Genomic DNA, 24,785 nt, shown 5'->3' with positions numbered 1-24,785 from the left:
CAGGCCCTCACGGCCTAACCTCTACTCAGCCAGTCCAACTTTCGGGGGCCAGTTCAGAATCTGAGTACGTGAGGGTTCCCCTCACGTACTTCAAAACCGCCTAACCGCCACCGACGCACCCAACGATCGAGGCACCCAGCCCCACCCCCGCACCCCGATACGAAGCGTCCCTGCGGTCTGGGTGTGCTTGTCAAGGCATCTTTCCCGCCTTGACAAGCACACCCAGACCGTCAGCACAATGAACCTTCGGGGTGCCCCACGCACGACCGTGCGCAATGTCGCCGCCAGGCGACGAGCCGAACCCCGCACATGAAACCGATTCACCCCCAGGAAACACTCGGTGACATCCACCCCCGATATCACCCCTTATGGGGTATTCCTCCCCAAGTGGATCTAGCTAACCGGCGCAAACGCTCCTAGCATGCCGACCATGGGGACCTTGCCGCCAAGGCGGGTAAATTGATTTCGCTGACCTTCCGGATCCTGGGGCCGCTGGAGGTCATCGCCGAGGGCAGGGCCGTACCGCTGGGCGGCCCGAAGCCCCGCTTGCTGCTGGCCGCGCTGGCCCTCCAGCCGAACATCGTCGTATCCACCGAAGCCCTGGTCGAAGTCCTGTGGCCGACCACCGCCCCGCGCTCCGCGGCCGCCAACATCCGCACCTACGTCCACTCCCTCCGCCGCCGCCTGGCCGAAACCTCTCCGGACCTAGCCGACCGCATCACGAGCCGAGCCTCCGGATACCTCCTGACCGTCCCGGAAGACGAACTCGACCACCTCGTCTTCACCCGCCTGGCCACGCAAGCCTGGGAAACCCAAGACAACCCGGAAACCGCCCTAACCCTCCTGGACGAAGCCCACGCCCTCTGGCGCGGCGAAGTCTTGGAAGGCCTCCCCCACGACCCGACCTGGGGCCCCACAGTCGCCCGCCTGGACGAACTACGCCTGGCAGTACAAGAACAACGCCTGCGCGCCCGCCTAGCCCTTGGCCGCCACAACGAAGTCATCGCCGAACTACGCGCCTTGGTCACCAAACACCCGCTCCGCGAAGAACTCTGGCACCACCTCATCACCGCACTACGCGACGCAGGTCGCACCACCGAAGCCGCGGAAGCGTACGAACTGGTCGAACAAACCCTCGCCGACGAACTGTCCGCGAGCCCCGGCGCAGCACTCCGCGAACTCCGCACCACCCTCGAAGTCCCGTGCGCCAAAGTCCCGCCGATCTGCCAATTACCTCTGGACCTGCCAGATTTCACCGGCCGCGGCGAAGTAACCCAGCAGCTGGTCGCCAAACTCCGCCAACACGCCGAAGCGGAACGTCCCACGATCGTCGTCCTGTCCGGCGCACCGGGAATCGGCAAATCCTCAATCGCGGTACGGGTTGCGCACGCGGTCCGAACCGTTTTCCCAGACGGACAATTGCATGTAGACCTCGCCGGAACGTCGTCGTCGCCACGCTCGCCCATGAGCGTCCTGGCCGAACTCCTGCGCGCCCTGGGCATCCCGGATTCCGGTCTCCCCCGAGACCTGGCGGAACGCGCCGCACTCCTGCGTTCCCAGCTCGCCGGCCGCCGGATGTGCATCGTCCTCGACGACGCGGGCAGCGCCGCCCAAGTACGCCCGCTGCTCCCCGGCGCAGGCGCGTGCGCCGTGCTGGTCACCAGCCGAATCCGCCTGCCGGACTTGCCCGGCGCGGTCCCGGTGGACGTCGACTTGCTGCCGGAGCCGGAAGCCGCCCGTCTGCTGGAAGGCATCGTCGGCCACGACCGAGTAGCCGCCGAACCCGAAGACGCGGCGGCGATCCTGCGCCAATGCGGACATCTGCCGCTGGCGATCCGCGTGGCCGGAGCCAAGCTCACCCACCGCCCGACCTGGTCCCTGCGCATCCTCGCCGACCGCCTCCACGACGAACACCGCCGCCTGGACGAGCTGCGCGTCGGCGACCTGGCCGTCCGCGCGAGCGTGACCCTGAGCTACGACCTCCTGCCCATGTCCGCCGCCGCGGCCTTCCGCCGGTTAGGCGCATTGGGTCCGGTGCAATTCCCGGCCTGGGCAGTCGCCGCGGTCCTGGGCCGCCCGTCCGCCGACGACGTCCTCGACGTGCTCGTCGACGCACACCTGGTCGAGCTAGTCGCCACTGATGTCGCGGGCCAACCGCGCTACCGCCTGCACGACCTCCTGCGCGTGTACGCCGCCGAACTGGCCGAACCCGACGAAACCCGAGCCGCGGTCGGCCGCGTACTCGAGGGATATCTAGCGCTCGCAGTAGAAGCCGCGGAGCGAATGCCGATCCACTTCTTCGGCCAGTACCACGACGAAACCGACCCAGCCCTGCCTCCGGACGCGGACCGGCTGCTGACCGACCCAGCCGCCTGGTTCGCCGCCGAACGTGCCACCTGCGTCGCCGCCGTCGCACTGGCCGCCGAACGCGGTTTCGACGACCTGACCTGGCGGCTCACAGTGGCCCTTACCCCGTACTTCGACCTCCGCGGCCACCAAGACGACTGGCACGCCACCCATCTGATCGCCCTGGAAGCGGCACGCCGGGCAGGCGCGCTCCGCGGCGAGGCAGTCGTCCAGCGCAACCTCGGTCAAGTCTTGCTGTACCAAGACAACGACGCGGACGCGATGGTCGCCTTCGAAGCCGCACGCGAGCTGTACCACCGCATCGGCGACCAGCAAGGGCTCGGCGAGGCACACGCCGGCCTCGGCACCGTGCTGCGGATGCAAGGCCGAACCGACCGCGCGCTCGAACCCTGCCACGAAGCGCTCCGGCTGTTCGGCGAGGCGGGCGACCCGCACGGCGAAGCGGTGATCCGGATCGCGATCGGGTCGATCTGGGTCGCGCGCAAGTGCTACGCGACCGCCCGCCGGTGGTACACCGACGCACTGGAGCTGTCCTGCGAAATCGGCGACCGGCACCGGGAAGCCCATGCGCTGCAACGACTCGGGCTCCTGCACCAACGCGAGGGCAACCTCGCCGAAGCCCGCGAACACGTCACCCGCGCCATCGCGGTGTTCACCGATCTCGGCGACGACCACTGCGTCGGCTACGCGAACCAGAACCTCGGCGAACTGTGCCTGTACAGCGGCGATCTCGCGCACGCGCAGCTGCTGCTGGTGAACTCGCTGAGCGTGCACCGCCGCAACGGAGACCGCCGTTCCGAAGCCCACGTGTCCCAGCTCCTCGGCGAACTCCACTCCGCGCTCAGCCAGCCCGAACGGTCCCGCGGCTACGCCGAACGCGCCCGGGCCATCCGCCGGGAACTGTCCGCCGACGTCCCGGTCGACGACCAGCCGCGCAAGACCGGGCCACACCGGATCGTTTCCGCCTGACGCGCGGGCCCGGTTGCGCGGCCAATCCCGCGCGCCGGGCCACGATGCGCTCATGAAAACCAGGAAAGCGGCTGGTCACGTCCTTCTCGCGGTGACAGTTATCGCTTTGTCGACTCCAGCTCCCGCGTCGGCCAAACCCCAGCACGGCCGAAGAGTCCTGGAGAGACCGCAGACCTACCGCCTCTACGCGACCCGCGAAGGACTCGTCGGCGGCACCACCTCGAGCGGGCACCGGATCACCGAACGGGACCATTTCGTAGCGCTCCCGTCCACGAAAACGGTGTCCTCCAAGGGAAGAGGGACGTTCACCGTCAAGGTGTGCCGAACCGACGGCGCACGCTGCGAGTACGCGCCGGTGTGGGATGTCGGGCCGTGGAACGAACACGACGACTACTGGAACACCGCCGAGCGCCGCGCGCAGTTCGATTCGCTCCCTCAAGGCGTACCGGAAGCACAAGCGGCGTACCAAGACGGCTTCAACGGAGGCAAGGACGAGCACGGCCGCACCGTGCGCAACCCGGCCGGTCTCGACCTGGCCGACGGCACGTTCTGGGACGGCCTCGGCCTCAAAGGCAGCAGCTACGTGGACGTCACTTTTCTCTGGACTGGCAGCGCGCCAGCCACCGGCGTGGTGACCGGCGGAGCCCCGCTGGTCGTGCGTGCGTCGGCGGACAACGATGCGCCACCAGCCGGATTGGCGGCCGATTCCGCACAGGTGCCGATCGAGTGTTCCGTGCGCGGCGAAGCAGTGGACGGAACTACCCGCTGGAACCGGATAGGTCCCGGGCACTATGTGTCCGAGGCCTATCTCCGAGCCGATTCTCCGGTGCCGTCCTGCTGAACCTCAGTGCTGGTGGTGGGCATGCACGACGGCGTGCCCGCGACCGCGGCCGATCATCCACTTGTTGACCGGAACCGTGACCACGAAAGCGATCGCGAGCGACAAGGCCAGCGACAGCCAGAACAATCCGCTCGACAGTCCCGCGTCCATCGCGCCCGGGATCGCCACGACGACCGTGTTGTCGATGACCTCCATGACCGCGATCGACACCGTGTCGGCGGCGAGCGCGACCTTGAAGGCCGCTCCGAGCGCGAGGCCCGACTTGAGCACGCCGCGCATGGTGAGGGCGTAGCCGAAGACGAACGCCAGCACGACGGACAGCACCACAGTGGCCGCGTTGTGCAGGCCGAACGCGGTGCCGAGAACCATGCCGAGCACTTCGCCGATGGCGCACCCGGTGAGGCAGTGCAGCGTCGCCTGGGCGGCGGTGGACCAAGACGCTCCGTGCTGGTGCTCGTTCATGCGGCCGACTATACCCCTATGGGGTATCAATGACGCAAGGTCGCCCGATGTGATGACTGTCGCCCGGCACGTCCGGCAAATCGGTATAACCGGAAGTGTGGTGATCAACTCGGCGCGCCGTTGCGCCACCGCACTTGTCCTTGTTTTTCTCCTCGGAAGCTTCCTCAGCGCTCCAGCCGGCGCGCAGACGTCCCAGCTCAAGTGGGGCGAATGCCCGGCCGGGACACCCCGGCAGGTGTCGTGCGCGCGTCTTCAGATGCCGCTGGACTACGCGAAACCAGACGGGAAGCAGATCACCCTGACCGTCTCGGGCATGGGCAGTCTCAGTTCGCCGCACTTTCTCTTGGTGAACCCCGGCGGCCCGGGCGCGTCCGGGCTCGGCACCGAGAAGCTCGTGTTCAGCCAGCTGCCGCAGGACGTCGCTCAGCAGTACGCGGTGTTCAGTTTCGATCCGCGCGGAATCGGTGCGAGCACACCGGTTTCCTGTGGCGACACCTCGAAACTCACGCCGCATCCCGCGGCGCCGTACCAACCGGCCGGCCTTCCGCAAGAGCGCCAACGCGAAGACCTGGCCAAGCAGATCGCGGCGCAGTGCGCGAAGAACGGGAAAGACCTGCTTCCGCACCTCACCACCGAGAACGCGGCGCGCGACATGGACCGGATCCGCGAAGCGCTCGGCAAGGACAAGATCGACTACCTCGGCTATTCCTACGGCACCAAGCTCGGTGCGACCTACGCGACGTTGTTCCCGGCGCACACCGGCCGGATGATCCTGGACAGCGTCGTCGATCCGACGGTCACCACGTATCAAACGCAGTTCCAGCAAAACGCAGCGCTGCAGGCACGGGCCGAGCAGCTGTTCGCGTGGACCGCGGAGCGCGACAGCACGTATCACCTCGGCGCCACCCCGTCCGCGGTGAAGGCTTCGTGGAACGAGCTGCGCGAGAAACTCGCGGCGCAACCGGCTGGCGGCAAGACCGGAGTGTCCGAATTGGACGATCTGCTGTCGTCCGCGATGTACGGCGACTGGGCCTGGCCGTCGCTGATGCAGGCGGTCGCGAGCCACCGCGGCGGGGACTCGACCGGGCTGAACATCGCCGCCGGACAGGCCCAGTACGCGGTCGATCCCGGCCAACTCGCCTACAACTGCGCCGACGCCGGCTGGCCGCGCAACTGGGCGACCTGGCACGCGGACACCGCGAAGTCGGCCACCGCCGCGCCGCTGTTCGCCTGGCTCAACAGCTGGTACAGCGCCCCGTGCGCGTTCTGGCGGGTCCCGCCGTCGCCGGAGGTCCGGATCGGCTCCGCCCCGGTGCCGCCGATCCTGTTGCTGCAAGGGAAAGACGACGCCGCGACGCCGTTGGCCGGAGCACAGCGGATGCACCGGGTGCTGCGCGGTTCGAGCCTGCTCGTCGACGGCGGCGGCAACCACGCCGCCTACCTCAACGAGCCCAACCCGTGCGTCGACGACAAGGCCGCGCACTACCTGCTGACCGGTGAACTCCCCGCGGACGGGACATGTCCGGCGGGCGGAGAGGGGGCTGCGCCGTCCGGCGGTTGAACTCGTTTGCGTAACCGTTTGATCGCGTTCGGTTGACCCCCCGTGGCCACTGGCCCTACCTTCGGCTCCCAGGTCGAGTTGCCGGGGAACGGTGGGGGATGCGAGGGCGGACCAAAACGCTCGTGCTGGGTGCGGCGCTGGTGGCGACCGCGGCGGCGGTGGCGGCCAGTTGCACGCCGGTGCTGTCGGACTCGGCTCCGGAGCCGGCGAAAATCGCCTTCGTGCCGAAAATCGGCGGGATCCCGTACTTCGACGCGATGAACGCCGGCGGCATGCTGGCCTCCGAACGGCTCGGCGCGAAGTGGTTCACTCGCGCGCCGGCGAGTGTCGACCCGGAGGCGCAGACGGCGATCCTGCGGCAGCTCATCGCCGAACGCGTCGACGTCATCGCGGTGGCCCCGAACGATCCGGCGGAGCTGGCCCCGACGATCGCGGAGGCGCGGGCGAAGGGCATCCACGTGCTCACCACGGACACCGACGCCGCCGATTCGCAACGCGAGGTCTTCGTGAACCAGACGACGGCCGAGGGCATCGGTTCGGCGCTGGTCGGCTCGCTGATGAAGAAAACCGGCGGCACCGGCGAGTACGCGATCGTCTCGTGCGGGCGCGCCGCGGCGAACCTCAACTCGTGGATCGAAGCCGAGAAAGCCTATGCGGCACAACACTATCCGCGAGCGAAACTGGTCGAGACGGTGTACGCCGACGAGGACACCACCACCGCCACGAAGCTGGCGAAGGAGATCCTCAACCGGCATCCGAAGCTCACCGGCATGATCGGCCAGTGCACGACGGCGACACCGGGCATCGCGCGAGCGGTGCGTGATCAGCAGAAGATCGGCCAGGTGTTCACCGTCGGCACCGGCACGCCGCAGACGATGAAGCCGTACCTCGTCGACGGTTCCTGCTCCATGACGGTGCTGTGGAACGTCGAATCCCTCGGCTACCTCACCGCCTGGACCGCCGAGCAGCTCGCGACCGGCACCCCGCTCCGGCCCAGCAACAACGTGAGCCCGGAACTTCCCGCAGTGCGCTACGACGCGAGCACCCGGACGGTCCTGCTCGGCGATCCCCTGCTGATCACGCAGAACAACGTGGATCAGTTCAAGTACTGACGCCCCTTTAGCGCACGTCGACGGTCACCGTCAGCGTGCGCGTCCGCGCTGGCAGCTTCGTCATATCCACCTGCAGATACTCGCCGTCGTCCTGATGCCCGTTCGGCTGCGTCTTCGCGTGCAGCGTGTACGGAGCCGCCGAGTTCGCCACACCATCGATGCCGAAGTCACTGTCATTGCTGATCACCACGGTGCGGCCGCCGTCGGTCGTCGCGACGCCTTCCACCTTGTCGTGGCCGAAGAACCCACCACTCGGATCAAGCCCAGTCACCAGACCACCGACGTCGAGAAACAGCTTCTTCGCCACCGGCGTCACACCGACCTTCTTAAGCGCGTCAGCAGCCTCGGCGGTGGTCGCCTTGCCGACGTACGCCTCAATGCTCTTGCTGCCATCGATGAGCAGCCCGCCCTTGGCCGCGTCGTAGGTCGCGCCCGGCACCTTCGCGGCGGGGCCGAGGTCAGTCGCCTTGCTCAGGTCGATCTCGAACAGCTTCTTGTACGCGCCGGGCTCGGCCTTGCCGTCGCGCTCGTCCACGAGGAACCGGGTCGCCGACAGCGCGGTGATCTCGGAGACCGCGGTGCCGGTCTCGTCCGGGTTGTCGAGCAGGTACGCGTACTCGTGCGTCGCGTGGGTCTTCAGGTCGACCGTCACGATCCGCAGTGCGGGAACCTTGCTGGGCTTCTTCGTGAGATCCGGCTGCTGCAGCGCGGACTGCATGACGCCGACGAGCGTCCGCCCGTCCGGCGTGAGCGCGAGACCCTCCATGCCCTTGTTCGGAACGCGGTTCTTCAGTTCCTTCGGCAGCGAACCGTCAAACGGCGAGAGCCGTTCGATCGCGCGGCCGTCAGCGCGGAAGTGCGTGATGAACGGGCCGTACTCGTCGGACACCCAGAACGTCCCGTCGCGCTGGGCGACCAGGCCTTCGGAGTCGTAGCCGTTCGGCGACGCGGGCAGTTTCGCGCCGTTCAGGTCCACGATCGTTTCGCCGGTGTTCGCGAGGGTGTTGACCTGGCCGTTGTACGGCGAACCGTCGGCCGCGCGCAATGGAATGTTCCGCTCCAGCACGGCTTTCCCGCCCTTGAGCCGAAACTTGCCGATGGCGGGCGTGAACGACGGGATCGGCTCCACTTTGGACCCGTCCGGCGCGTCGACGTTCGGGCCGCGGTCGGTCAGCCCGTAGAACTCGTCGCGCGAACCCGGCACCGGGGTGAGCGCGGAACCGTAACCGCCGCCGGTGATCTTGACGCCGCCGATCGTGCCGAGCGGCGGCAAGTCCGTCGGGTACAGCCGGACCGCGTCGCTGACGGTATAAGTGAACGTGTCGCGCCCGGTGAACCCGGCGGCGGGCGTGTAGCGGAACGCTCCGTCCGGGCCGATGGCCAGCGCGCCGTGCCCGGGGTCGGTGTGCCGCACGACCGCGCCGTCACGCTGGGCGTCGCCGCGCACCTGCAGCGTGTGCCCGGCCCGCACCCGGTAGTGATCGTCCGGGCGGCCCTTGGCCTCGGCCGGGCCCGCGGCGGCCAGCGGCAGCACCAGCGCCCCGGCGACCAGCCCGATCTTCACGCGTTTCATCGGCTTTCTCCTCCTCTGGCGTCATTTCGACGCCCGGGGAAGTCTCGACGGCCGAGTTGGACAACGTCCGTCATCGAGACGACTGCCGCGTTAACGAGCGCGCCGTGCTCGAGCCGCTACTGCACCTCCTCCGACGATCAGCAGGATCGCCGCGACACCCCAGCGGCGCTGCTTCTTCACATTGGCGCGCGCTTTTGCCGCGCGTTTCTCGGGCGGTTTCTGGATGGCCTTCACCGGAGCGGCGCGCGAGGGCGCAGGGGGTTGCGGCATCGGGATGGGCTGGATGATCGCGTCCCGCGGCTGCGTCGGGGTCGGGGTTGGTGCGATCGGACTAGGCTGGGTCGGCTCAGGGGAGGGCGGGGTTGACAGTGGGGTCGGTGGCGTTGAGGACGGCGTGGGGCTCGCCGAGGTCGACGGCGTCGGGGATGGCGACGGCGTCGGGGACGGCGGCGTGGGAGAAGGCGAAGACGGCGGCGGTGTCGAAGACGACGTCGTTGGCGGTGGCGGTGGCGGTGGCGGTGGCGGAGGAGGCGGCGGGGGCGGGGGCGGTTCGGCCAAGCACCCGGCACCGTCGGAAAGCACCAACGGCGGCCCGGTGCTCACCTCGACCGCGGAACCGCCGTCCATCCGGTACGTGACGCTCCGCCCGTCGATCCAGTTCGCGGTCGCGTAGAGCTTGTGGTCCGGCCCGAACACCACCGAACCGTAGGTCGCGTCCGGGAACCGCTCCCCCGGCACCTTCGCGACCTTTCCGCTCACCGGATTCACCGTGACCACCGCACCCTCTGCGGCGGAGGAAACCCCGTACAGCAGACCGTCTTCGGAGTTATACGCGAAATCGTCAACCCCCGAGGCGAGCCACCACGGATGCAGCAGCACCGGCCCGGTCGCGGTGAGATAACCGGAGCTGCGCGGGTCAACGTCCACTGTGTACAGACTGGTCGCCCGCTTCACGTACCAGGAATTGCCGGACATCGCTCCGGCCGTCGCGCCGGTGACCCAGCTCCAGACGCCGTGGTGAGTGTCGCGGCCGACCGGACCGAGGTCGGTCAACTCGCCGTCGGAGTCGATCCGCACCGCGTGCCAGCCGTCGCGGAAACGGCCGTCGGCGACGCCGTACGTCACGTCCTGCGCCGCCGAGTAAGCGATGGCATTCAGTGCGAAAGGACTGTGGTGCAACAGATGCCGCGCGCCGGAGGGCAACGTCAGCCGCACGATGTCGGACGACCACCCGTCGCGGCTTTCGACCTGCAGCACCCGGCAGGACGTCGCGGCCGCGCGCTGCCGCGCGGGAGCCAGCCAACCGGACGCGACGAGCAGCCCGGCGACCGCGGCCGCGGCGGCCACCACAGCCAGGTACCGGGAACCTCGCACCGGTCAGCCGAGCCGCGAGATCGCCGTGGTGAACGCGTCCGGATGCACGTTCGCGCCGCCGGCATAAGGGTTCTGCAGCTGGAAGATCGCATAGAGCAGCAGGACGATCGTGCCGGCCAGGGTCGACACGATCACCAGGTGCGCGGCCATCCGGGTGCCGCCGAAGAGGTTCGGCAGCAGGATCGAGATCACGCTGCCGAGGATGAGCGCGAACCACATCACCGAGCCGACGCCGTCGGTTTCCGCGCCGGTGATGCGGGTCTGCCGGGCCTGGTAGACCTGCCAGAGCTGGGCGGCGGCGTCCTTCTTGCGGTCGTTCGTCCAGTCGTCGCCGGCCTGCGCGTTGGCGACCACGCGGCGCATCTGGTCGAGCTGGGTCCAGCCGGTCTCGGGGATCGGACCGTCATCGATGAGCCGAGGCCACTCCTGCTTCGACACGGTCGTCGCGTACGCGATCGCGAGGTGCCGCACCTGCTCGCCGGTGTCGCCGGGCAGCGCCTGAGCCGACCAGGTCGCGGCGACCAGGCCCTCCGCCTCGGTGTAGGAACCTTCGCGCGTGGACGTGACGGCGTCGAAGAGCGAGATCAGCACGAAGGCGACCAGCACCGCGTGCAGCCCGCCGACGATGGTGAACACCTGGCCCGCGGCGTCGTTGTTGTCGCGGCGGCCCTCGTCCCAGCCGAAACGCCGGACGAGATAGCCGATCACCGCGGCCGCGATCGCCGCGCCGACGACCCAGAACACCCCGGTCACGTAGACGTTCATCCGGTTCCTTTCGCGCGGGGAAATATGCTGGCCGACGCTATCCAGCCGATTCCGGAACGGACAACGGCGGAACGCGCGATTCAGCCGGGTGGCCGTCCGGAGCCCCCGCGGTTCGCCGGATCGGAGCAGCGGGCCGGATACCGGTTCCCCCGATTGACCTTGCTTGGCAAGGGAAAACGACTCGGGTACCGGTGGCGCGCACACGACCGGGTCACGGCAGCAGACCCACGGTGACGCACTTGCCGTTGTCGACCCGACAACAGCACCGGCAATGTCCGAAAAGGAGCCTCGGCAAACAGGTGAACCGGCGGCGGCTACCCGATCGAGTGATTGTCGGGGTGATCCCGCTTGCTATGTTGATCCGCGGCGCCGCTTTTCGATTCGCATTCCTTGCCCGTTCCCGGAAAAACAGTGTCTCTCCGTGTTCCCGGGTGTTTTCGACGTTAGGTGGTTTCGCAGTGACCGTCACCCACCCCGCCGCACTGTCCGCTTTGGCCGCCGCGCCGCGCAGGGAAGCGGTGCGACGATGACGACGGTGGACGCGCGCACTGGGGCCCGCTCGGTCGCCGAGGTGCTGGACTGGAGCCGGAGCCGGTGGGAACCGGCGATGCGGGCGGCGGTCGACCGGCTGCCCGTGTCGATGCGCCGGATCGCCGGCTACCACCTCGGCTGGTGGGACGAGACGGGAACCGCGACGAGCGCCTCCGGAGGCAAAGCACTGCGCCCGGCGCTGGTGCTGCTCTGCGCCGAGGCCTGCGGCGGAGACCCGGAAGACGCGATCCCGGCCGCGGTGGCCGTCGAACTGGCGCACAACTTCTCGCTGCTGCACGACGACGTCATGGACGGCGACCGCACGCGACGGCACCGCCCCACCGCGTGGACCGTGTTCGGCACCGGACAAGCGGTGCTGGCCGGAGACTCCCTTCTCGCCCTGGCCTTCGACGTCCTGTCCCCCGACGGCCCCGCCGCGGCGCGCCTGCTGAGCACAGCGGTGCTGGACCTGCTGCACGGCCAGCACGAAGACCTGTCGTTCGAACAACGGACGAACGTCGAGGTCGCGGAATGCGTGCGAATGGCACAGGGCAAAACGGCGGCCCTGCTGAGCGCGGCGTGCACGCTCGGCGTGCTGGTGGTCGGCGGCCGAGGCGAACACGTCGAACGATTCGGCCGCTTCGGCCGATCGCTAGGCCTGGCCTTCCAACATGTAGACGACCTCCTCGGCATCTGGGGCGACCCGGCCGTCACCGGAAAGCCGGTGTACTCGGACCTGCGCAGCCGCAAGAAGTCGCTGCCGGTCGTCGCCGCGCTCACCTCCGGCACGTCAGCCGGAGCGGAACTGTCGATGCTGTACCGGCAACCGCTGTCGGACGATTGCCTCGCCAAAGCCGCGGCCCTAGTCGACGAGGCTGGCGGCCGGGCATGGAGCCACGCCCAAGCGGACGAGCTGCTCACCGACGCGCTGACCGCACTGACCGCCGCCAACCCGACCCCGCGCGCGACAGCCGAACTGACTGCTTTAGCCCAGCTCATCACCCGCCGAGACCACTGACCCGGCCGATCACCCGCCTCGGACGAACGCCCGTCTAGGCCAAACACCCGCCCAGGGCGATTGTCCGCCCTGCACGATCGCCCGCCCCGGACAATCGTCTGACCGGGGCGACCACCCGACCTGCACGGACGACCGCCCGACACGCAAGACCATCTGCGACACAACCGCCCGACCACCTGCCCAGTACGACCGTCCGACCAGGGCGAACGCCCGCCCAGGACGATCGCCCTAAACGGACACCTGCCCTGGGCAAACGCCCAACTAGGGCGGTCGCCCAACCACGGCGAACGCCCTTACCTCGACGGATACCCACCCAGGGCGAACGCCTGACCTATACGGACACCCGCCCAGGGCGATCGTCCGCCCTGGGCAATCGCCCTACCTATACGGACACCTGCCCAGGGCAGTCGTCCAGGGCGATCGTCCGTCCAGGGCGATCGCCCTGATGCCGTCTCGGCCGCATCCCACCACGCCCCGGGAGAAGGCGGCCCATCGCCCCAGCGGCATCGGGTGCTCCATCGACACCTCGCCACCGAACCGAACCGTCACCGACCCGGGCGGCTCAATCCGTCATCCCCAGCACCCCGGGAAAGCACCACCTCATCGGTATTGGCGAGCGCTTCCTTCCCCCGCTGCGTCGGCGGCGCAGTCGTCAGGTCCCGCAACCGAATCGGCGGCCCGAGGTCGATCAACGTCGGCACATATTCCGCCTTGTCCACCGCCCAATGCCCGCCAGCCCGGCTGAACCGGAACCGCGCCGCGACCCCTTCCTCGGTCGACCCGCGAGGCTCGTCATGCCGAGCGACCTCATTGCCCAGCCCGAACGCCACCCACTTGCCGCCGACCTTCTGGAACGGCTGCACCACGTGCGCGTGATGCCCGATGATCAGGTCGAGATCCGGCGACGCCGTCAGCTTCTGCGCCAACTGCTTCTGCTCGGCAGTCACGTCATGCTGATACTCGACACCCCAATGCAGGCTGGCGATCACGACCTCCGCCCCCGCCGCCTTCGCCGCGCGCGCCGCAGCCAAGATCTCGTCGGGGTCGATTTCGTTGGCCAGCCACGGTTTCCCGGCCGGCCGCTTGATCCCGTTGAACCCGAACGCGTACGAAAGCTGCGCGACCTTCACCCCGTGCACGTCCACGATCAGCGGTTTACCCGCCTCCTCAGCCGAACGCGCGGAGCCGGTGTGCTTCAGCCCGGTCTGGTCGAGCTTGTCCAAAGTGCGCGTGACACCCGCCGCGCCCTGGTCGAGGGTGTGGTTCGACGCGGTGGAACAGGTGTCGTATCCGGTGTCCTTCAACGCGTCCGCGATCTCCGGCGGCGCGCTGAACGATGGATATCCGCTGTACGGCCCGCCTTCCGGCGCGAGCGGCGTTTCGAGGTGGCAAATCCCCAGATCCGCGCCGGACACGAGCGGTTTGACCCCGGCGAATAGCTGCCGGTAGTCGATCCTCCCGCCGCCGTCCGCCTCGGCCTGCTCGGTGAGCCGCGGGTGGATCAGCACGTCGCCGGTCGCCACGACGGTGAACGAATCCGGCGAAGCGGCCGCCGACGACGACGGCCCGGCCGAGGGCGATCCGTCGCGTTGCGGGGCGGCTTCGCTCCCACACGCCGTGAGCATCAGCGCGACCCCGGCGAGGGCGGCGGCTCGGCGCATGTTCGTCATGATCATCCCCTTTGCCCGACTGCCCGGCACATCCTTCCTCATCACTCTTGTGGGTTAACACCCCGGTCGCGACCAGGCGAAACGCTCAGGCTAGGCAGTCGGCGGGCTGTCCGCGAGTCAGCGCCGGATCGGTCTGGTCGAACGTCCGAGCGACGCCCGGGCCGGACGTGCGCGTTTCGAACCGCACCGTCACCCGGCCGTGCCCCGCGCCCTGCACCCAGCCCGTGCCGTGTTCGGCGTGCACGACGTCGTCGCCCGGACGCCATCCTGACGACGACACCGGCGCACTCCCGCCCGGCGACGGCTCCGAGGTCGAGGTGACCATCAGCTCCTCTGTCGCAGCAGGCACGGTCAAGCTGAACAACGCGTCCTGATGCGGCACCGAAAGCCCGCTGAACGCAACGCCCGCCAGCCGCACGCCGCCGAACTCCTGCGGGTCGAGCAGCAGCCGTTCCGCAGTAGCCGCAAGCTGTTCGAGGTCGTCAGTCGGAGACGCGGTGGTCTCGGAGCGGGTCACGGTGCTCATGTCCGTATGCCGCAGCTTGATCACCACCGTGCGCGCGACACGACCCGCCTTCACCAGCCGAGCGTGCGCGCCAGCCGCGATTTTCCTTACCTCAGCACGCAACCGGACGAGATCGACCACATCGACGTCGAAGGTCGTCTCCGCGCTCACCTGCTTGGCTTCGCCCCGTTCCGCGACCGGACGGTCGTCGAACCCGCTCGCCAGCCGTCGCAAGTCGCGGCCCACCACGCCACCGAGCGTCGACACCGCGTCCGGCTCCGGCAACGCCGCCAGCTCGCCCAACGTGAGGACACCGATCGTGCGCAGTTTCGCTTCCGCTACCGGCCCGATCCCCCACAACGCGCGCACCGGCAGCGGGGCCAAGAACTCACGTTCAGTACCCGGCGGCACGACGAGCAGACCGTCCGGCTTCGCGCGGTCCGAACCGATTTTCGCGACCTGCTTGCCAGTCCCCGCCCCGACGGACGCAGTCAGCCCGGTCTCCGAACGGATCCGCGCCCGCAGATTCTCGGCCCACTCGGTCACCTGCTCGACCGAAGCGCCAGCCAATGCGGGCGGTTCGGCGAACGCCTCGTCGAGCGAAATCCGTTCCAGCACCGGCGCGACCTCGCCGACGACGTCGAAAACCTGCTTGCTCAGGACTTCGTACAACCGGAACCGCGGCGGCAGCACCACTCCGCCGGCCGGGAGCAGCCTTCGCGCCTGGGACATCGGCATCGCCGAACGCACGCCGTATTCGCGGGATTCGTAGCTCGCCCCGGCGACGACGCCCCGATGCCCGGTGCCGCCGACCACCACCGCGCGCCCGCGCAGCGTCGGCCGGGTGAGCTGTTCGGCGGAGGCGTAGAACGCGTCGAGGTCCAAGTGCACGACCCAGCGAGGCATGTCAGGTTCCAGCGTCCAGGAGCCGTTGCAACGCCTTGGTGTAGCTCTCGAACGCGGCCCGGCCCTTGCTCGTGAGCCGCACCAGGGTGACCGGCGTGCGGTGCTCGTAGGCCTTGGTGATCTCGACGTACTCGGCGTCCTCGAGCTTACGCAGATGCGTAGAGAGGTTGCCCGCGGTCATCTCCAGCAGCTGCTGCAACCGGGGGAAGGTGATCTGGTCAGCGGGACGCAGCCCGGCGAGCGCGACCGTGACGCGCAGCCGCGCCTGGGCGTGGATGACGGGGTCGAGCTCCGGCAGCTCAGCCACGGGGCCGCACCACGTAGACCAGCGCCGCGACCGCGAATCCGCCGCCGCCGGCTAGCGAGAGGACGAGAAAGTTGCCCGGCACGCCGACCAGGACGCTCGCCCCGCTGCACACAATGATCCAGCCCCCGAGGAAGTACTGCCGCATGTCCTGCCAGAGCATCCCGCCCGCGAGGTAGAGCGTTCCGGTGAGCAGCAGCGACGTACCCGACCACAGCAGCGGCACGAGATCGGAGCCCTCGGGGAGGAGTTTGGTGATCCGGATGTCGATCAGGCTCATCCCGGCGAACGAGATCATCCACGTCCAGCCGTACATCGCGCCGATCCGCCGCGACGGCCCGCGGATACCGCGACCGCCTTTGCTGCCGTGCCAGGCGGAGTAGACGATCGCGCCCACCATGAGCACTGCGACGACGATTCCCGCGACCCAGCCGGGCAGCAGAGCCGCTGACCGCTCGTCGGAGAGGTAGACGAGCCCCCAGCCGACGAGCCAGGCAAACGCCCAAGCGGCGAACAGACGCGCGGGGCTGACTCGCAGCTCCCGGCGCGTCCGTTCGTTCTGCCGGGCGATGAGTTCGAGCGATTCCGCCGCGGACAGCGGCTCGCCCTCGTCCTCGACGGGGTCCCCCGCGTCGTTGTTCACCCCGGACCGCCCTTCCCCCGTACTGACCCCGCATGCAGCACGGAAGCTAACACGTCACGCGACCTTCACCGGTCCCAGCCGGAACCGCCGCACCACCACGAGCGCGGGCACGACCAGCCACGCCGCCAGCACGCCGACCGCAAGGCCGAGACCGCCCGCGTGATCGATCGGGAGCGTGCCGACGCGGCCGAGCCAGTACGTAGGGAAGAAGTGCGCGAGGGTCGACATCCATTCCGGCAGGAACGCGAGCGGCATCCACAACCCGCCGAACACCCCGAGCGGCAGCATCAACGCACCGGTCATCGCGCCGACCGTGTCGCCCTTGCCGAACAGTCCGAGCAGCAGCCCGAGCACCGCGAACGGCAGTGCGCCCAGCCACAACGAGACGCCGCTGATCAGCCACTGTGTCGCAGTCAGCTGCACCCCGCGCAGCGCACCGGCCACGAAGATCACCAGAACCACCGGCAACGCCATCGCCATCGAGGACGCGATCTTCACCGCGAGGTAGCCGGGTCCGCGCATCGGTGTGAGCCGGAGCTGCCGCTGCCAGCCGTCGGTCCGCTCGGTCGCGACCCGGGTGCCGGTGAACAACGCGCCGCTCATCGCTCCGTACGCGCCCATGTTGATCATCGTCGTGACGCTGCCCCTGATGCCGTTCGCGCCGACCTGGTCGCCGAACAGTCCGCCGAACAGCAGGAACATGCCGAGCGGAACCACGATGGTGAACAGCGCGAACTGCGGACTGCGGACGATGCGCAGGATCTCGAGGCGGAGGTAGACGAGGTTCATCGGAGCGCTCCCTGCGGCTCGTCGGAGGTGAGGGCGAGGAACGCTTCCTCCAGCCCCGCGGAGGTGATCTCAATCGAGCTGGCCTGCGGGAATGCCGCGAGCAACGCGCGGATCGCCAGGTCGGAGTCGCTACAGCCCAGTTCCGCACGATCGCCCTGAACACGTGCACTGGCGACCCCGTCCAGCGCGGCCAGAGCTTCCTCACGGGTGCCCTGTACGACTGCCCTGATCACTCGCCCGGACACATTCGCGCGCACCTCGTCGACCGCCCCGTCCGCGACGACCTTCCCGTGCCGCATCAACACGACCCGGTCCGCGTAGTCCTCGGCTTCGGCGAGGTAGTGCGTCGCGAAGAGGACGGTCCGCCCAGCCGCCGTGAACTCGTGCATCGACGCCCAGAACTCGCGCCGGGCGTCGACGTCCAGCGCCGCCGTCGGCTCGTCGAGGAGCAGCAGCTCGGGGTCGCCAGTGAGCGCGAGCGCGTACCGGACCCGCTGAAGCTGCCCGCCGGACAACTTGCCGCACCGCCGCTTCGCGAACTCCCCGATGCCAGCCCGCTCGTAAACTTCCTTGGCCGGCAACGGATTCCGGAACATCGATCGATGCAACTCGACCAGCTCGCCCGGCGTGACGTCCCGCAGCAGGAACCCGTTCTGCACCATCGCCGCGAGCCGCCCGGAGTCGAGCGCCGCCCGAGGCGAGCCGCCGAACACCCGCACGCTCCCCTCGTCCGGAGAGGTGAGCCCGAGCAGCATGTCGATGGTGGTCGACTTGCCCGCGCCATTCGGTCCCAGGAGCGCGACGACCTCGCCGCGCCGCACGGTCAAGGACACGCCGTCGACCGCGCGGACCTGCTTGAACTGCTTCACCAGGCCGGTCAGCCTGAACGCTTCTGTCATCTCGTCCCCCAGTGCTTCGCTGTCCTGAACTTTGTAACACAAAGTTGGTTGCGATGGAAAGTAGTAGGTGATGCGGAGTTGTTCACCGCGGCAACCGGATGACGGCTATGCCCGGCAAATCCGGTTGCTCCCCGCGACCGGCCGCACTACCGTCCCGGTCCATGACGATCTTCGCCCGCTGCCGCCTGTCCTGATCCCGGCACGACTCTTCGGGCCGCCCGCCACCGGGCTGCCTCTTCTTTGCGTGCCGGACCGCATCTCGTCCGGAAAGGACACTTTCGCCTTATGGGCAAGCACATCGTCGTGGTCGGCTGTTCCGCGCCCTCCCACGTCTACCCCTCGCTCGGGGTCATCCGCGAACTCGTGCGACGCGGCCACCGGGTCAGCTACGTCGTGGGCGAACCGCTCGCCGAACTGGTCGAATCGACCGGCGCGGACGTCGTCGCGCATCCCACGATCTTCCCGATCGGCCCGGACGCGGAGTGGCCGGAGGACCCGGCCGAAGCGATGCGCGTCTTCCTCGACGAGGCCATCGCGATCCACCCGCAGCTGATCGAAACCTTCGACCAGGACCGCCCGGACCTGCTGCTTTACGACATCGGCGGCCTCGGCGCGCCTCTGCTCGGCCTCCGCTACGGAGTACCGGCGGTGCAGCTCTCCCCCACCTACGTCGCCTGGGACGGCTACGAGGAAGAACTCGCCGAGGTCCTCAAACCGATCCGCACCTCACCGTCCGGTGTGGACTACGACCGGACGTTCACCGAATGGCTGGCGGAACACGGCGTCACCGAAGACGCCTGGACGTGGCTCGCGCGACCGGTGCCGATCCTGTCCCTGATCCCGCGTGCGATGCAGCCGAACGCCGACCGCGTGCCGGAGGACCGCGTCCAGTTCGTCGGCCCGTGCCTCGACCCGGCGCGCGCGGCAGAGCACTGGACGCCGCCGTCCGACGGGAAGCCCGTACTGCTCGTGTCGTTCGGCACCGCGTACAACGATCAACTGGACGTCTACCGGCACTGCATCACGGAGTTCGACGGCTGGCACGTCGTGCTCTCGATCGGCAAGCACGTCTCGAAGGACGACCTCGGCCCGCTGCCGGAGTCGGTCGAGGCGCACGAAACGGTGCCCCAGCTGGCGATTCTCGACGTCGCGTCGGCCTTCATCACGCACGCCGGCATGGGCGGCTGCACGGAATCCCTGTGGTACGGCGTCCCGACAGTCGCCATCCCGCAGGCCGTCGACCAGTTCGGCAACGCCGCGCAACTGGAAGCGTTGGGGGTCGGCAAGCATCTTCCCGCGGACCAGGTGACCGCCAAGTCCCTCCGCGAAGCCGTCGATGAGGTCAGCAGTTCGCCGGACGTCGCCGTGCGGCTGGCCGAGTTGCGCGCGGAAATCCGTGCCAACGGCGGAATCACCGCGGCTGCGGACGCGGTGGAGAGGTTCCTGAAGTAAGCAGACACGAACCGTCCGGGCTTGGCAGCGACAAGCCCGGACGGTTCGGCTATCCAGCCCGAATCTCGTTGAGATAGTTGTAGATCGTGTACCGGGTCACCTCAAGCTGCCCGGCCAGGTGGTCCACGGCGTCCTTGATCAGGAAGTATCCGGCCTCGTCCAGTTCCCGGACCACCGCCGACTTGTGCCGCTTCTTCATCAGCTCCACCGGAATCCCGGATTTCCCGATCGCCCGTCCGACGAGGAACCGCTGCAGGCTGTCGACGTCCGGCAGGAACGTCTCCTCCCTGCGCTCCTCCGACGTCTGCGCCGCTGCGGGAAGTTCGCTGTTCACGCACAGACAACCGATCGCCGTACCCTCGGCGTCCCGCAGGAACAAAGTGGACGACCGGATCTCGCGACCGTCCGGACTGTGCGTGCGGTAGTTCGTCAGGTCCTGCGTCGTGCCGCGACGGACGAGCCCGAGCAGCAGATCCGTCATCGGCCCGCCGACCGAGCGGCCGGTGAGCCTCCCCGCGATCGCGACGATCGAATCCGGCAGCCGTGACAGGTCGTGCAGCAACACCTCGTTGCCCGGCCCGAGCATCGCCGCCAACCCGTCCACCGCCGGAATCAACGCGATGAGCAGCTCATGCGTCGCCGTGCCCGAAGCTGACGCGACCGGTACGACCCGGCGCGGCCGGAGCAACGTTTCCAGCGCATCCCGCACGAGATCGGCAGCCGCCACCGGGGTCGACGCGTGCGGCGACAATCGGACATGTTCCGGACGGACCGTCGCCGCGATCCCCGCCGCCGTCAACGCCGCCCCGACCTGCTCCGCTGGCTTATCCGGCAATGAGAACGCGAGAATCCCGGCCCGTCGCTCTGTCGCCGACACGATCTCCGCGCCGAACGAACGCAGCACTTCCTCTAACTCGCCAACGCGTTCATCGATCCGGCCAGCGATCGCCGCGACTCCGGTTTCCTCGATCAGTTCGAGCGCAGCCGCGAACGCGCCGGACGTGACCGGGCTGAGGTTCGAGATCGACCAGCTCGCCGCGGTCGGGTCGGCCGGGTGGATCTCGTTGTCGAACAGACCGGGGTCGCGCGCGCCGGTCCAGCCGGACAGGATCGGGTCCATCCGCGCCAGCGCCCGGTCCGACAGCACCGCGAACCCGGTGCCCCAGCCCGCACGCAACCACTTCTGCCCGCCGACCACGAGTACGTCGGCGACCTCCCACGGCGCGTCGACGACCCCGAAACCCTGGATCCCGTCGACCACCAGCAGCCGGTCGCCCACCACCTCGCGCAACGCGGCGAGATCGGCCCGGTAGCCAGTGCGGAAGTCGACGGCGCTCACCGAAACGACCTTGGTTTCCGGCGTGAGCGCCTCCGCGAGGCGATCGGCGGTGACGTAACCGCCTTCCAGCCGCCGCATCCGCACTCTTCCGGCCTGCTCGGCGCGCGCCCACGGGTACGTGTTGGCCGGAAACTCCGCGGCCGAAACGAGCACTTCGCCGTGACTGTTGAAAGCCGCCTGGAACAAACCGAGGCTGGTGTGCGGCAGCAGTACCGTGTGGTCGGTGTCGCTGCCGCAGAGCCGCGCGGCCGCCGCTTTCGCCCGGATCTCCTGCCGCATCAGCTCGTCCACAGTGGACGGACCGGCCTTAGTCGTCGCCTCCAGCAGCCGAGCGGTGGTGTCTAAGACGGTGTGTGACGGCGGCCCGAACCGCGCGAAATCCAGGTAGCCGGCGGGCTCGTCGAACTGAAGCAGGTACCGGGGCGGGATCCGGGTCACGAGAGGACCCGCGCGAGGAACTGCCGCGTCCGCTCGTGTTCCGGTGCCTTCAGCACGAGCTCCGGCGGCCCGGTTTCGACCACCGCGCCGTCGGCGAGGAACACCACCTCGTCGGCGGCCTCCGCGGCGAAGGCCATCTCGTGCGTCACGACCACCATCGTCATCCCCTCCCGAGCCAACGTACCCATCACCGCGAGCACCTCCCCTACCAACTCCGGGTCCAGCGCGGACGTCGGCTCGTCGAACAACATGAGCTTCGGCTTCATCGCCAGCGACCGGGCGATCGCGACGCGCTGCTGCTGCCCGCCGGACAGTTGCCCTGGGTAAGCGCCCGCTCGGTCCGCGAGCCCGACCCGGTCGAGCAGGTCCAGCGCCTCTTTCCGGGCCCGCGCCGGATCGACGCCGAGCACCCGCACCGGTCCCTCGACCACGTTCTCCAGCGCCGTCCGGTGCCCGAACAGGTTGAACCGCTGGAAAACCATGCCGATGTCGCGGCGCTGCCGTGCGACGTCCTTCTCCCGCAACTCGTACAGCTTGCCGCCGCGCAGCTTGAACCCGATCGGCTCGCCGTCCACCCAGACCTGGCCGCCGTCGATCGTCTCGAGGTGGTTGAGACAGCGCAGAAACGTGCTCTTGCCCGCTCCAGACGGCCCGAGCAAGCACACCACCTGTCCTTTGTGGACCTCCAGGTCGATGCCCTTGAGCACCTCGGTGTGCCCGTAGTTCTTGCGGACCCCGACAGCTTTCAGCAGCGGCTCAGACACGCGCACCCCTCACCAACGGCATCCCTTTGAGCGCCTTCCCGGCCCGCGCCACCGGACTCCGGTCAGCCGCCCCGAACGATCGTTCAAGGTAGTGCTGGCCGATGCCCGCCACCGTCACCACGACCATGTACCAGATGGCCGCCGCGATCAGCGTCTCCATCACCAGCAGGTTGTTGGACGAGATGTTGTTGGCCGCGTGGATCAGCTCGGTCACGCCGATCACCGACGCCATCGACGTGCCCTTGAGCATGTTGATGAAGTCGTTGCCGGTCGGCGGGATGATCACGCGCATCGCCTGCGGCAGCACGACCCGGCGCAGCGTCGCGCCAGGCGTCATGCCGATGGATTTCGCCGCCTCGGTCTGCCCGGTGTCGACGCTGGTCAGCCCGGCGCGGACGATCTCCGCCATGTACGCGCTTTCGTTCAGCGCCAGTCCGAGCAGTGCCGCGGTGAACGCGCTGATCAGCACGTTCGTCGGCTCGTGGACGAGGTAGCCGCCGAACGGCAGCGGGATCGAGACCGTCGGGAAGATCAGGGCCAGGTTGTACCAAATCAGGATCTGAAGCAGCACCGGAAGCCCGCGGAACAGCCAGATGTAGGCCGCCGCGAACCACTTCGCGACCGGGTTGGCGCTGAGCCGCAGCAACGCGATCAGGATGCCGAGCACGATCGCGACCGCCTGCGCGATCACCGCCAGCACGACGGTGTTGAGCAGCCCGAGCGCCATCACTCGGTAGAAGACGAAGTCGGGTACCGAACTCCACTCGATCTGCGCCTGCGCGAGCGCGAAACCCAGCAGCACCAGCAGTGCGACGATCACCGCCGCGCTGACCCAGCGACCCCAATGCCGCAGCCGGACGATCGGCAGCGGTTCAGCTTCCGCCATTGACGGCCGCCTCCTTGACCGCACCCTGCTCGACGCCCCAGGACTGCAGGATCTTGCCGTACGTCCCGTCGGCGACGAGCGACTGCAACGCCTGCTTGACGGCGTCACGCAGCTTGGCGTTGCTCTTCGCGAACCCCATCCCATACGGCCCGCCCTCGATCGGCTGGCCAGGTACGACCTCGAAGAACTTGCCGTCGCCCGCGGTGCGCGAGATGTAGACCGCGCTCGGCAGGTCGTTGAGAATCGCCGCGACGCGACCGGTACGCAGCTGATTCTGGTTCTGGTTGTCGCTGTCGGTCGCGGTCACCGTGATCGCTGGCTTGCCCGCCTGCGTGCACTTCGCACTCTGCGCGGTGGCGAACTTCTGGTGACTGGTGCCCTGTACGACTGCCACGTTCTTGCCGCACAACGTGTCCGGCCCGGTGATGCCGTCCGGGTTGCCCTTGCGGACCATGATCGTGATGCCGGACGAGAAGTAGTCCACGAAGTCGATCTGCTTCTGCCGTTCCTTGGTGTCGTTCATCGCCGCCATGGTCAGATCGACGCGGCCGGACTGCAGACTCGTGATCAGCGAACCGAACGCGAGATCCTGGTACGCAACGGTCACCCCGAGCTTCGCCCCGACCGCCTTCGCCAGATCGACCTCGTAGCCGATCGGTGTCTTGCCGTCCGCGGCGTAGAAGTTGTTCGGCGCCGACTGGATATTGGACGCCAGCCGCAACGTCTTGGCCTGCGCCACCGCCGGCGGCAATGCCCCGGCGAGCTGCGGGTCAGTCTTGATCGTTCCGAGCAACGCGGCGTTGTCCGGAACAGCGCTCTGCTTTTGCGGTTGCCCGCCGCCAGCCCCGTCAGGACCTCCTCCACAAGCGGTAGCGAACGCGAGCAAGCCGCCCAGCAGAACGGCCTGCCAGGCACGGGAACGAAGCGACGACATGCGGAACCTCCAGGACGTCGTTGGTTCCGCGGGACGCTACAACTGGTTGTTAAAGAGGTCAACAAGCAGTTGAATTCTTGTCTCGTCTAGCGTGCGGACATGACACTCGACGAGGGCTTCCGCCAGTTCTGGACCGAACGGCGGCTCGCGTCGCTCACGACGGTGCGCCCGAACGGAACGCCGCATGTGGTCGCGGTAGGCGTGACAGTCGACTTCGAGCAGGGCCTCGCCCGCGTGATCGCCTCCGGCACGTCGTACAAGGCCCGCCTCATCCGCGCCGCCGGCGACACCGGATTGGCCGCCGCGGTGTGCCAGTTCGAAGGCCGGACCTGGTCCACGCTGGAAGGCCGAATCCGCCTCCTCGACGACGCTGTTTCGGTCCGCGACGCCGAAGAGCGCTACGCCCAGCGGTACCGGCAGCCGCGAGAGAACCCGCAACGAGTCGTCCTGGAACTCACCATCGGACGGGTGCTGGGCAACGCTTGAGTCTCCGTACCTCCGGACGACCACCCTGGTCAATCGCCCTGGTCAATCGCCCTGGGCAGCCGCCCTGGTCAATCACCCCGGGCAATCACCCCGGGCAGTCGTCCCGGGCAGATGCCCTGGGCAGTCGTCCCGGGCAGTTGTCCTGCCCGCGCGCGCTGGTCAGCCGTTGCTCTGATCAGCCGCCCGGCCTACCGCCT

The 24,785-nt window shown here is 68.5% G+C and carries 20 protein-coding genes and 1 pseudogene; 7 read left to right on the top strand and 14 right to left on the bottom strand.

What is annotated here, in order from left to right; all coding sequences use genetic code 11:
- Positions 1-459 precede the first annotated feature (459 nt).
- Both ACFORO_RS04680 and ACFORO_RS04675 read left to right on the top strand, forming a co-directional pair.
- Positions 460-3,336: an AfsR/SARP family transcriptional regulator gene (locus ACFORO_RS04680; protein ID WP_377869635.1), complete on the top strand. Its 2,877-nt coding sequence runs from the start codon at positions 460-462 to the stop codon at positions 3,334-3,336.
- Positions 3,337-3,388: 52 nt separating this feature from the next.
- Entirely contained in the window at positions 3,389-4,177 is a 789-nt protein-coding gene (locus ACFORO_RS04675; protein WP_377869634.1) for a hypothetical protein, read from the top strand.
- 3 nt (positions 4,178-4,180) lie between these two features.
- Here the strand turns inward: ACFORO_RS04675 and ACFORO_RS04670 are convergent, their stop codons facing one another.
- Positions 4,181-4,639 carry a DUF4396 domain-containing protein gene (locus ACFORO_RS04670; RefSeq protein WP_377869633.1) on the bottom strand — a complete coding sequence of 153 codons (459 nt, stop codon included), beginning with the start codon at positions 4,637-4,639 and terminating at the stop codon, positions 4,181-4,183.
- Between the two features lie 256 nt (positions 4,640-4,895).
- Between ACFORO_RS04670 and ACFORO_RS04665 the strand changes: the two genes are divergently transcribed.
- Together ACFORO_RS04665 and ACFORO_RS04660 are read left to right on the top strand one after the other, a co-directional pair.
- A complete protein-coding gene (locus ACFORO_RS04665) occupies positions 4,896-6,200 on the top strand; it encodes an alpha/beta hydrolase (protein WP_377869632.1) in 1,305 nt (434 codons plus the stop codon).
- A 98-nt stretch (positions 6,201-6,298) separates the two neighbouring features.
- Positions 6,299-7,312, top strand: coding sequence for an autoinducer 2 ABC transporter substrate-binding protein (locus tag ACFORO_RS04660; protein ID WP_377869631.1), 1,014 nt, complete (start codon positions 6,299-6,301; stop codon positions 7,310-7,312).
- 7 nt (positions 7,313-7,319) lie between these two features.
- Here ACFORO_RS04660 and ACFORO_RS04655 read toward each other — a convergent pair whose 3' ends face one another.
- From ACFORO_RS04655 to ACFORO_RS04645, 3 genes are all read right to left on the bottom strand, one after another.
- Positions 7,320-8,885 carry an esterase-like activity of phytase family protein gene (locus ACFORO_RS04655; protein ID WP_377869630.1) on the bottom strand — a complete coding sequence of 522 codons (1,566 nt, stop codon included), beginning with the start codon at positions 8,883-8,885 and terminating at the stop codon, positions 7,320-7,322.
- A 90-nt stretch (positions 8,886-8,975) separates the two neighbouring features.
- Positions 8,976-10,259 (bottom strand): DUF6923 family protein, encoded by a 1,284-nt coding sequence (locus ACFORO_RS04650; RefSeq protein WP_377869629.1) that lies wholly within the window; start codon positions 10,257-10,259, stop codon positions 8,976-8,978.
- A 3-nt stretch (positions 10,260-10,262) separates the two neighbouring features.
- Positions 10,263-11,024: a bestrophin-like domain gene (locus ACFORO_RS04645; RefSeq protein WP_354746491.1), complete on the bottom strand. Its 762-nt coding sequence runs from the start codon at positions 11,022-11,024 to the stop codon at positions 10,263-10,265.
- A gap of 526 nt (positions 11,025-11,550) precedes the next feature.
- Between ACFORO_RS04645 and ACFORO_RS04640 the strand changes: the two genes are divergently transcribed.
- The gene (locus ACFORO_RS04640) at positions 11,551-12,573 is read left to right on the top strand and encodes a family 2 encapsulin nanocompartment cargo protein polyprenyl transferase (protein ID WP_377869628.1); all 1,023 of its coding nucleotides are present in this window, start codon (positions 11,551-11,553) and stop codon (positions 12,571-12,573) included.
- 545 nt (positions 12,574-13,118) lie between these two features.
- Here ACFORO_RS04640 and ACFORO_RS04635 read toward each other — a convergent pair.
- The 6 genes and pseudogenes from ACFORO_RS04635 to ACFORO_RS04610 all read right to left on the bottom strand — a co-directional run.
- A complete protein-coding gene (locus ACFORO_RS04635; protein WP_377869627.1) occupies positions 13,119-14,249 on the bottom strand; it encodes a CapA family protein in 1,131 nt (376 codons plus the stop codon).
- Positions 14,250-14,328: 79 nt separating this feature from the next.
- Positions 14,329-15,654, bottom strand: coding sequence for a DNA polymerase IV (locus ACFORO_RS04630; protein WP_377869626.1), 1,326 nt, complete (start codon positions 15,652-15,654; stop codon positions 14,329-14,331).
- 1 nt (position 15,655) lies between these two features.
- Positions 15,656-15,961 carry a winged helix-turn-helix domain-containing protein gene (locus ACFORO_RS04625; RefSeq protein WP_344269543.1) on the bottom strand — a complete coding sequence of 102 codons (306 nt, stop codon included), beginning with the start codon at positions 15,959-15,961 and terminating at the stop codon, positions 15,656-15,658.
- Positions 15,954-16,601, bottom strand: a complete 648-nt coding sequence (locus tag ACFORO_RS04620) for a hypothetical protein (protein ID WP_377869625.1) — start codon at positions 16,599-16,601, stop codon at positions 15,954-15,956. Before ACFORO_RS04620 ends, ACFORO_RS04625 begins: the two co-directional genes overlap by 8 nt.
- 54 nt (positions 16,602-16,655) lie before the next feature.
- Positions 16,656-17,390, bottom strand: a complete 735-nt coding sequence (locus ACFORO_RS04615; protein WP_354746481.1) for an ABC transporter permease — start codon at positions 17,388-17,390, stop codon at positions 16,656-16,658.
- Positions 17,387-18,235, bottom strand: a pseudogene (locus tag ACFORO_RS04610) (ABC transporter ATP-binding protein); the annotation flags it as partial. The gene ACFORO_RS04615 and the pseudogene ACFORO_RS04610, both read right to left, overlap by 4 nt.
- 339 nt (positions 18,236-18,574) lie before the next feature.
- On the opposite strand from ACFORO_RS04610, the gene ACFORO_RS04605 reads away from it, so the two are divergent.
- Positions 18,575-19,741: a macrolide family glycosyltransferase gene (locus tag ACFORO_RS04605; protein WP_377869623.1), complete on the top strand. Its 1,167-nt coding sequence runs from the start codon at positions 18,575-18,577 to the stop codon at positions 19,739-19,741.
- Positions 19,742-19,790: 49 nt separating this feature from the next.
- Here the strand turns inward: ACFORO_RS04605 and ACFORO_RS04600 are convergent, their stop codons facing one another.
- The 4 genes from ACFORO_RS04600 to ACFORO_RS04585 are packed head-to-tail and all read right to left on the bottom strand — an operon-like array spanning position 19,791 to position 24,102.
- Entirely contained in the window at positions 19,791-21,518 is a 1,728-nt protein-coding gene (locus tag ACFORO_RS04600) for an aminotransferase class V-fold PLP-dependent enzyme (protein ID WP_377869622.1), read from the bottom strand.
- A complete protein-coding gene (locus ACFORO_RS04595) occupies positions 21,515-22,282 on the bottom strand; it encodes an amino acid ABC transporter ATP-binding protein (RefSeq protein ID WP_377869621.1) in 768 nt (255 codons plus the stop codon). The genes ACFORO_RS04600 and ACFORO_RS04595 overlap by 4 nt, the downstream gene beginning before the upstream one ends.
- A complete protein-coding gene (locus ACFORO_RS04590) occupies positions 22,275-23,168 on the bottom strand; it encodes an amino acid ABC transporter permease (protein ID WP_354746471.1) in 894 nt (297 codons plus the stop codon). Before ACFORO_RS04590 ends, ACFORO_RS04595 begins: the two co-directional genes overlap by 8 nt.
- Complete coding sequence (locus ACFORO_RS04585; RefSeq protein ID WP_377869620.1) at positions 23,155-24,102, bottom strand: ABC transporter substrate-binding protein; 948 nt, start codon at positions 24,100-24,102, stop codon at positions 23,155-23,157. The genes ACFORO_RS04590 and ACFORO_RS04585 overlap by 14 nt, the downstream gene beginning before the upstream one ends.
- 99 nt (positions 24,103-24,201) lie before the next feature.
- Here ACFORO_RS04585 and ACFORO_RS04580 point away from each other — a divergent pair, with 99 nt between their 5' ends.
- The gene (locus ACFORO_RS04580) at positions 24,202-24,588 is read left to right on the top strand and encodes a pyridoxamine 5'-phosphate oxidase family protein (protein WP_354746467.1); all 387 of its coding nucleotides are present in this window, start codon (positions 24,202-24,204) and stop codon (positions 24,586-24,588) included.
- Positions 24,589-24,785: the final 197 nt, after the last annotated feature.

The organism is Amycolatopsis halotolerans (assembly GCF_042647905.1).
Classification (GTDB): Bacteria; Actinomycetota; Actinomycetes; order Mycobacteriales; family Pseudonocardiaceae; genus Amycolatopsis; species Amycolatopsis halotolerans.
This window is presented reverse-complemented; position numbering and strand designations above follow the sequence as displayed.

Coding starts and splice junctions, on each gene's coding strand:
- ACFORO_RS04640 (WP_377869628.1), top strand. CDS start 11,551: ATGACGACGGTGGACGCGCGCACTGGGGCCCGCTCGGTCGCCGAGGTG.
- ACFORO_RS04605 (WP_377869623.1), top strand. CDS start 18,575: ATGGGCAAGCACATCGTCGTGGTCGGCTGTTCCGCGCCCTCCCACGTC.
- ACFORO_RS04670 (WP_377869633.1), bottom strand. CDS start 4,639: ATGAACGAGCACCAGCACGGAGCGTCTTGGTCCACCGCCGCCCAGGCG.
- ACFORO_RS04590 (WP_354746471.1), bottom strand. CDS start 23,168: ATGGCGGAAGCTGAACCGCTGCCGATCGTCCGGCTGCGGCATTGGGGT.
- ACFORO_RS04615 (WP_354746481.1), bottom strand. CDS start 17,390: ATGAACCTCGTCTACCTCCGCCTCGAGATCCTGCGCATCGTCCGCAGT.
- ACFORO_RS04580 (WP_354746467.1), top strand. CDS start 24,202: ATGACACTCGACGAGGGCTTCCGCCAGTTCTGGACCGAACGGCGGCTC.
- ACFORO_RS04660 (WP_377869631.1), top strand. CDS start 6,299: ATGCGAGGGCGGACCAAAACGCTCGTGCTGGGTGCGGCGCTGGTGGCG.
- ACFORO_RS04645 (WP_354746491.1), bottom strand. CDS start 11,024: ATGAACGTCTACGTGACCGGGGTGTTCTGGGTCGTCGGCGCGGCGATC.
- ACFORO_RS04675 (WP_377869634.1), top strand. CDS start 3,389: ATGAAAACCAGGAAAGCGGCTGGTCACGTCCTTCTCGCGGTGACAGTT.
- ACFORO_RS04635 (WP_377869627.1), bottom strand. CDS start 14,249: ATGATCATGACGAACATGCGCCGAGCCGCCGCCCTCGCCGGGGTCGCG.
- ACFORO_RS04655 (WP_377869630.1), bottom strand. CDS start 8,885: ATGAAACGCGTGAAGATCGGGCTGGTCGCCGGGGCGCTGGTGCTGCCG.
- ACFORO_RS04585 (WP_377869620.1), bottom strand. CDS start 24,102: ATGTCGTCGCTTCGTTCCCGTGCCTGGCAGGCCGTTCTGCTGGGCGGC.
- ACFORO_RS04665 (WP_377869632.1), top strand. CDS start 4,896: ATGCCGCTGGACTACGCGAAACCAGACGGGAAGCAGATCACCCTGACC.
- ACFORO_RS04630 (WP_377869626.1), bottom strand. CDS start 15,654: ATGCCTCGCTGGGTCGTGCACTTGGACCTCGACGCGTTCTACGCCTCC.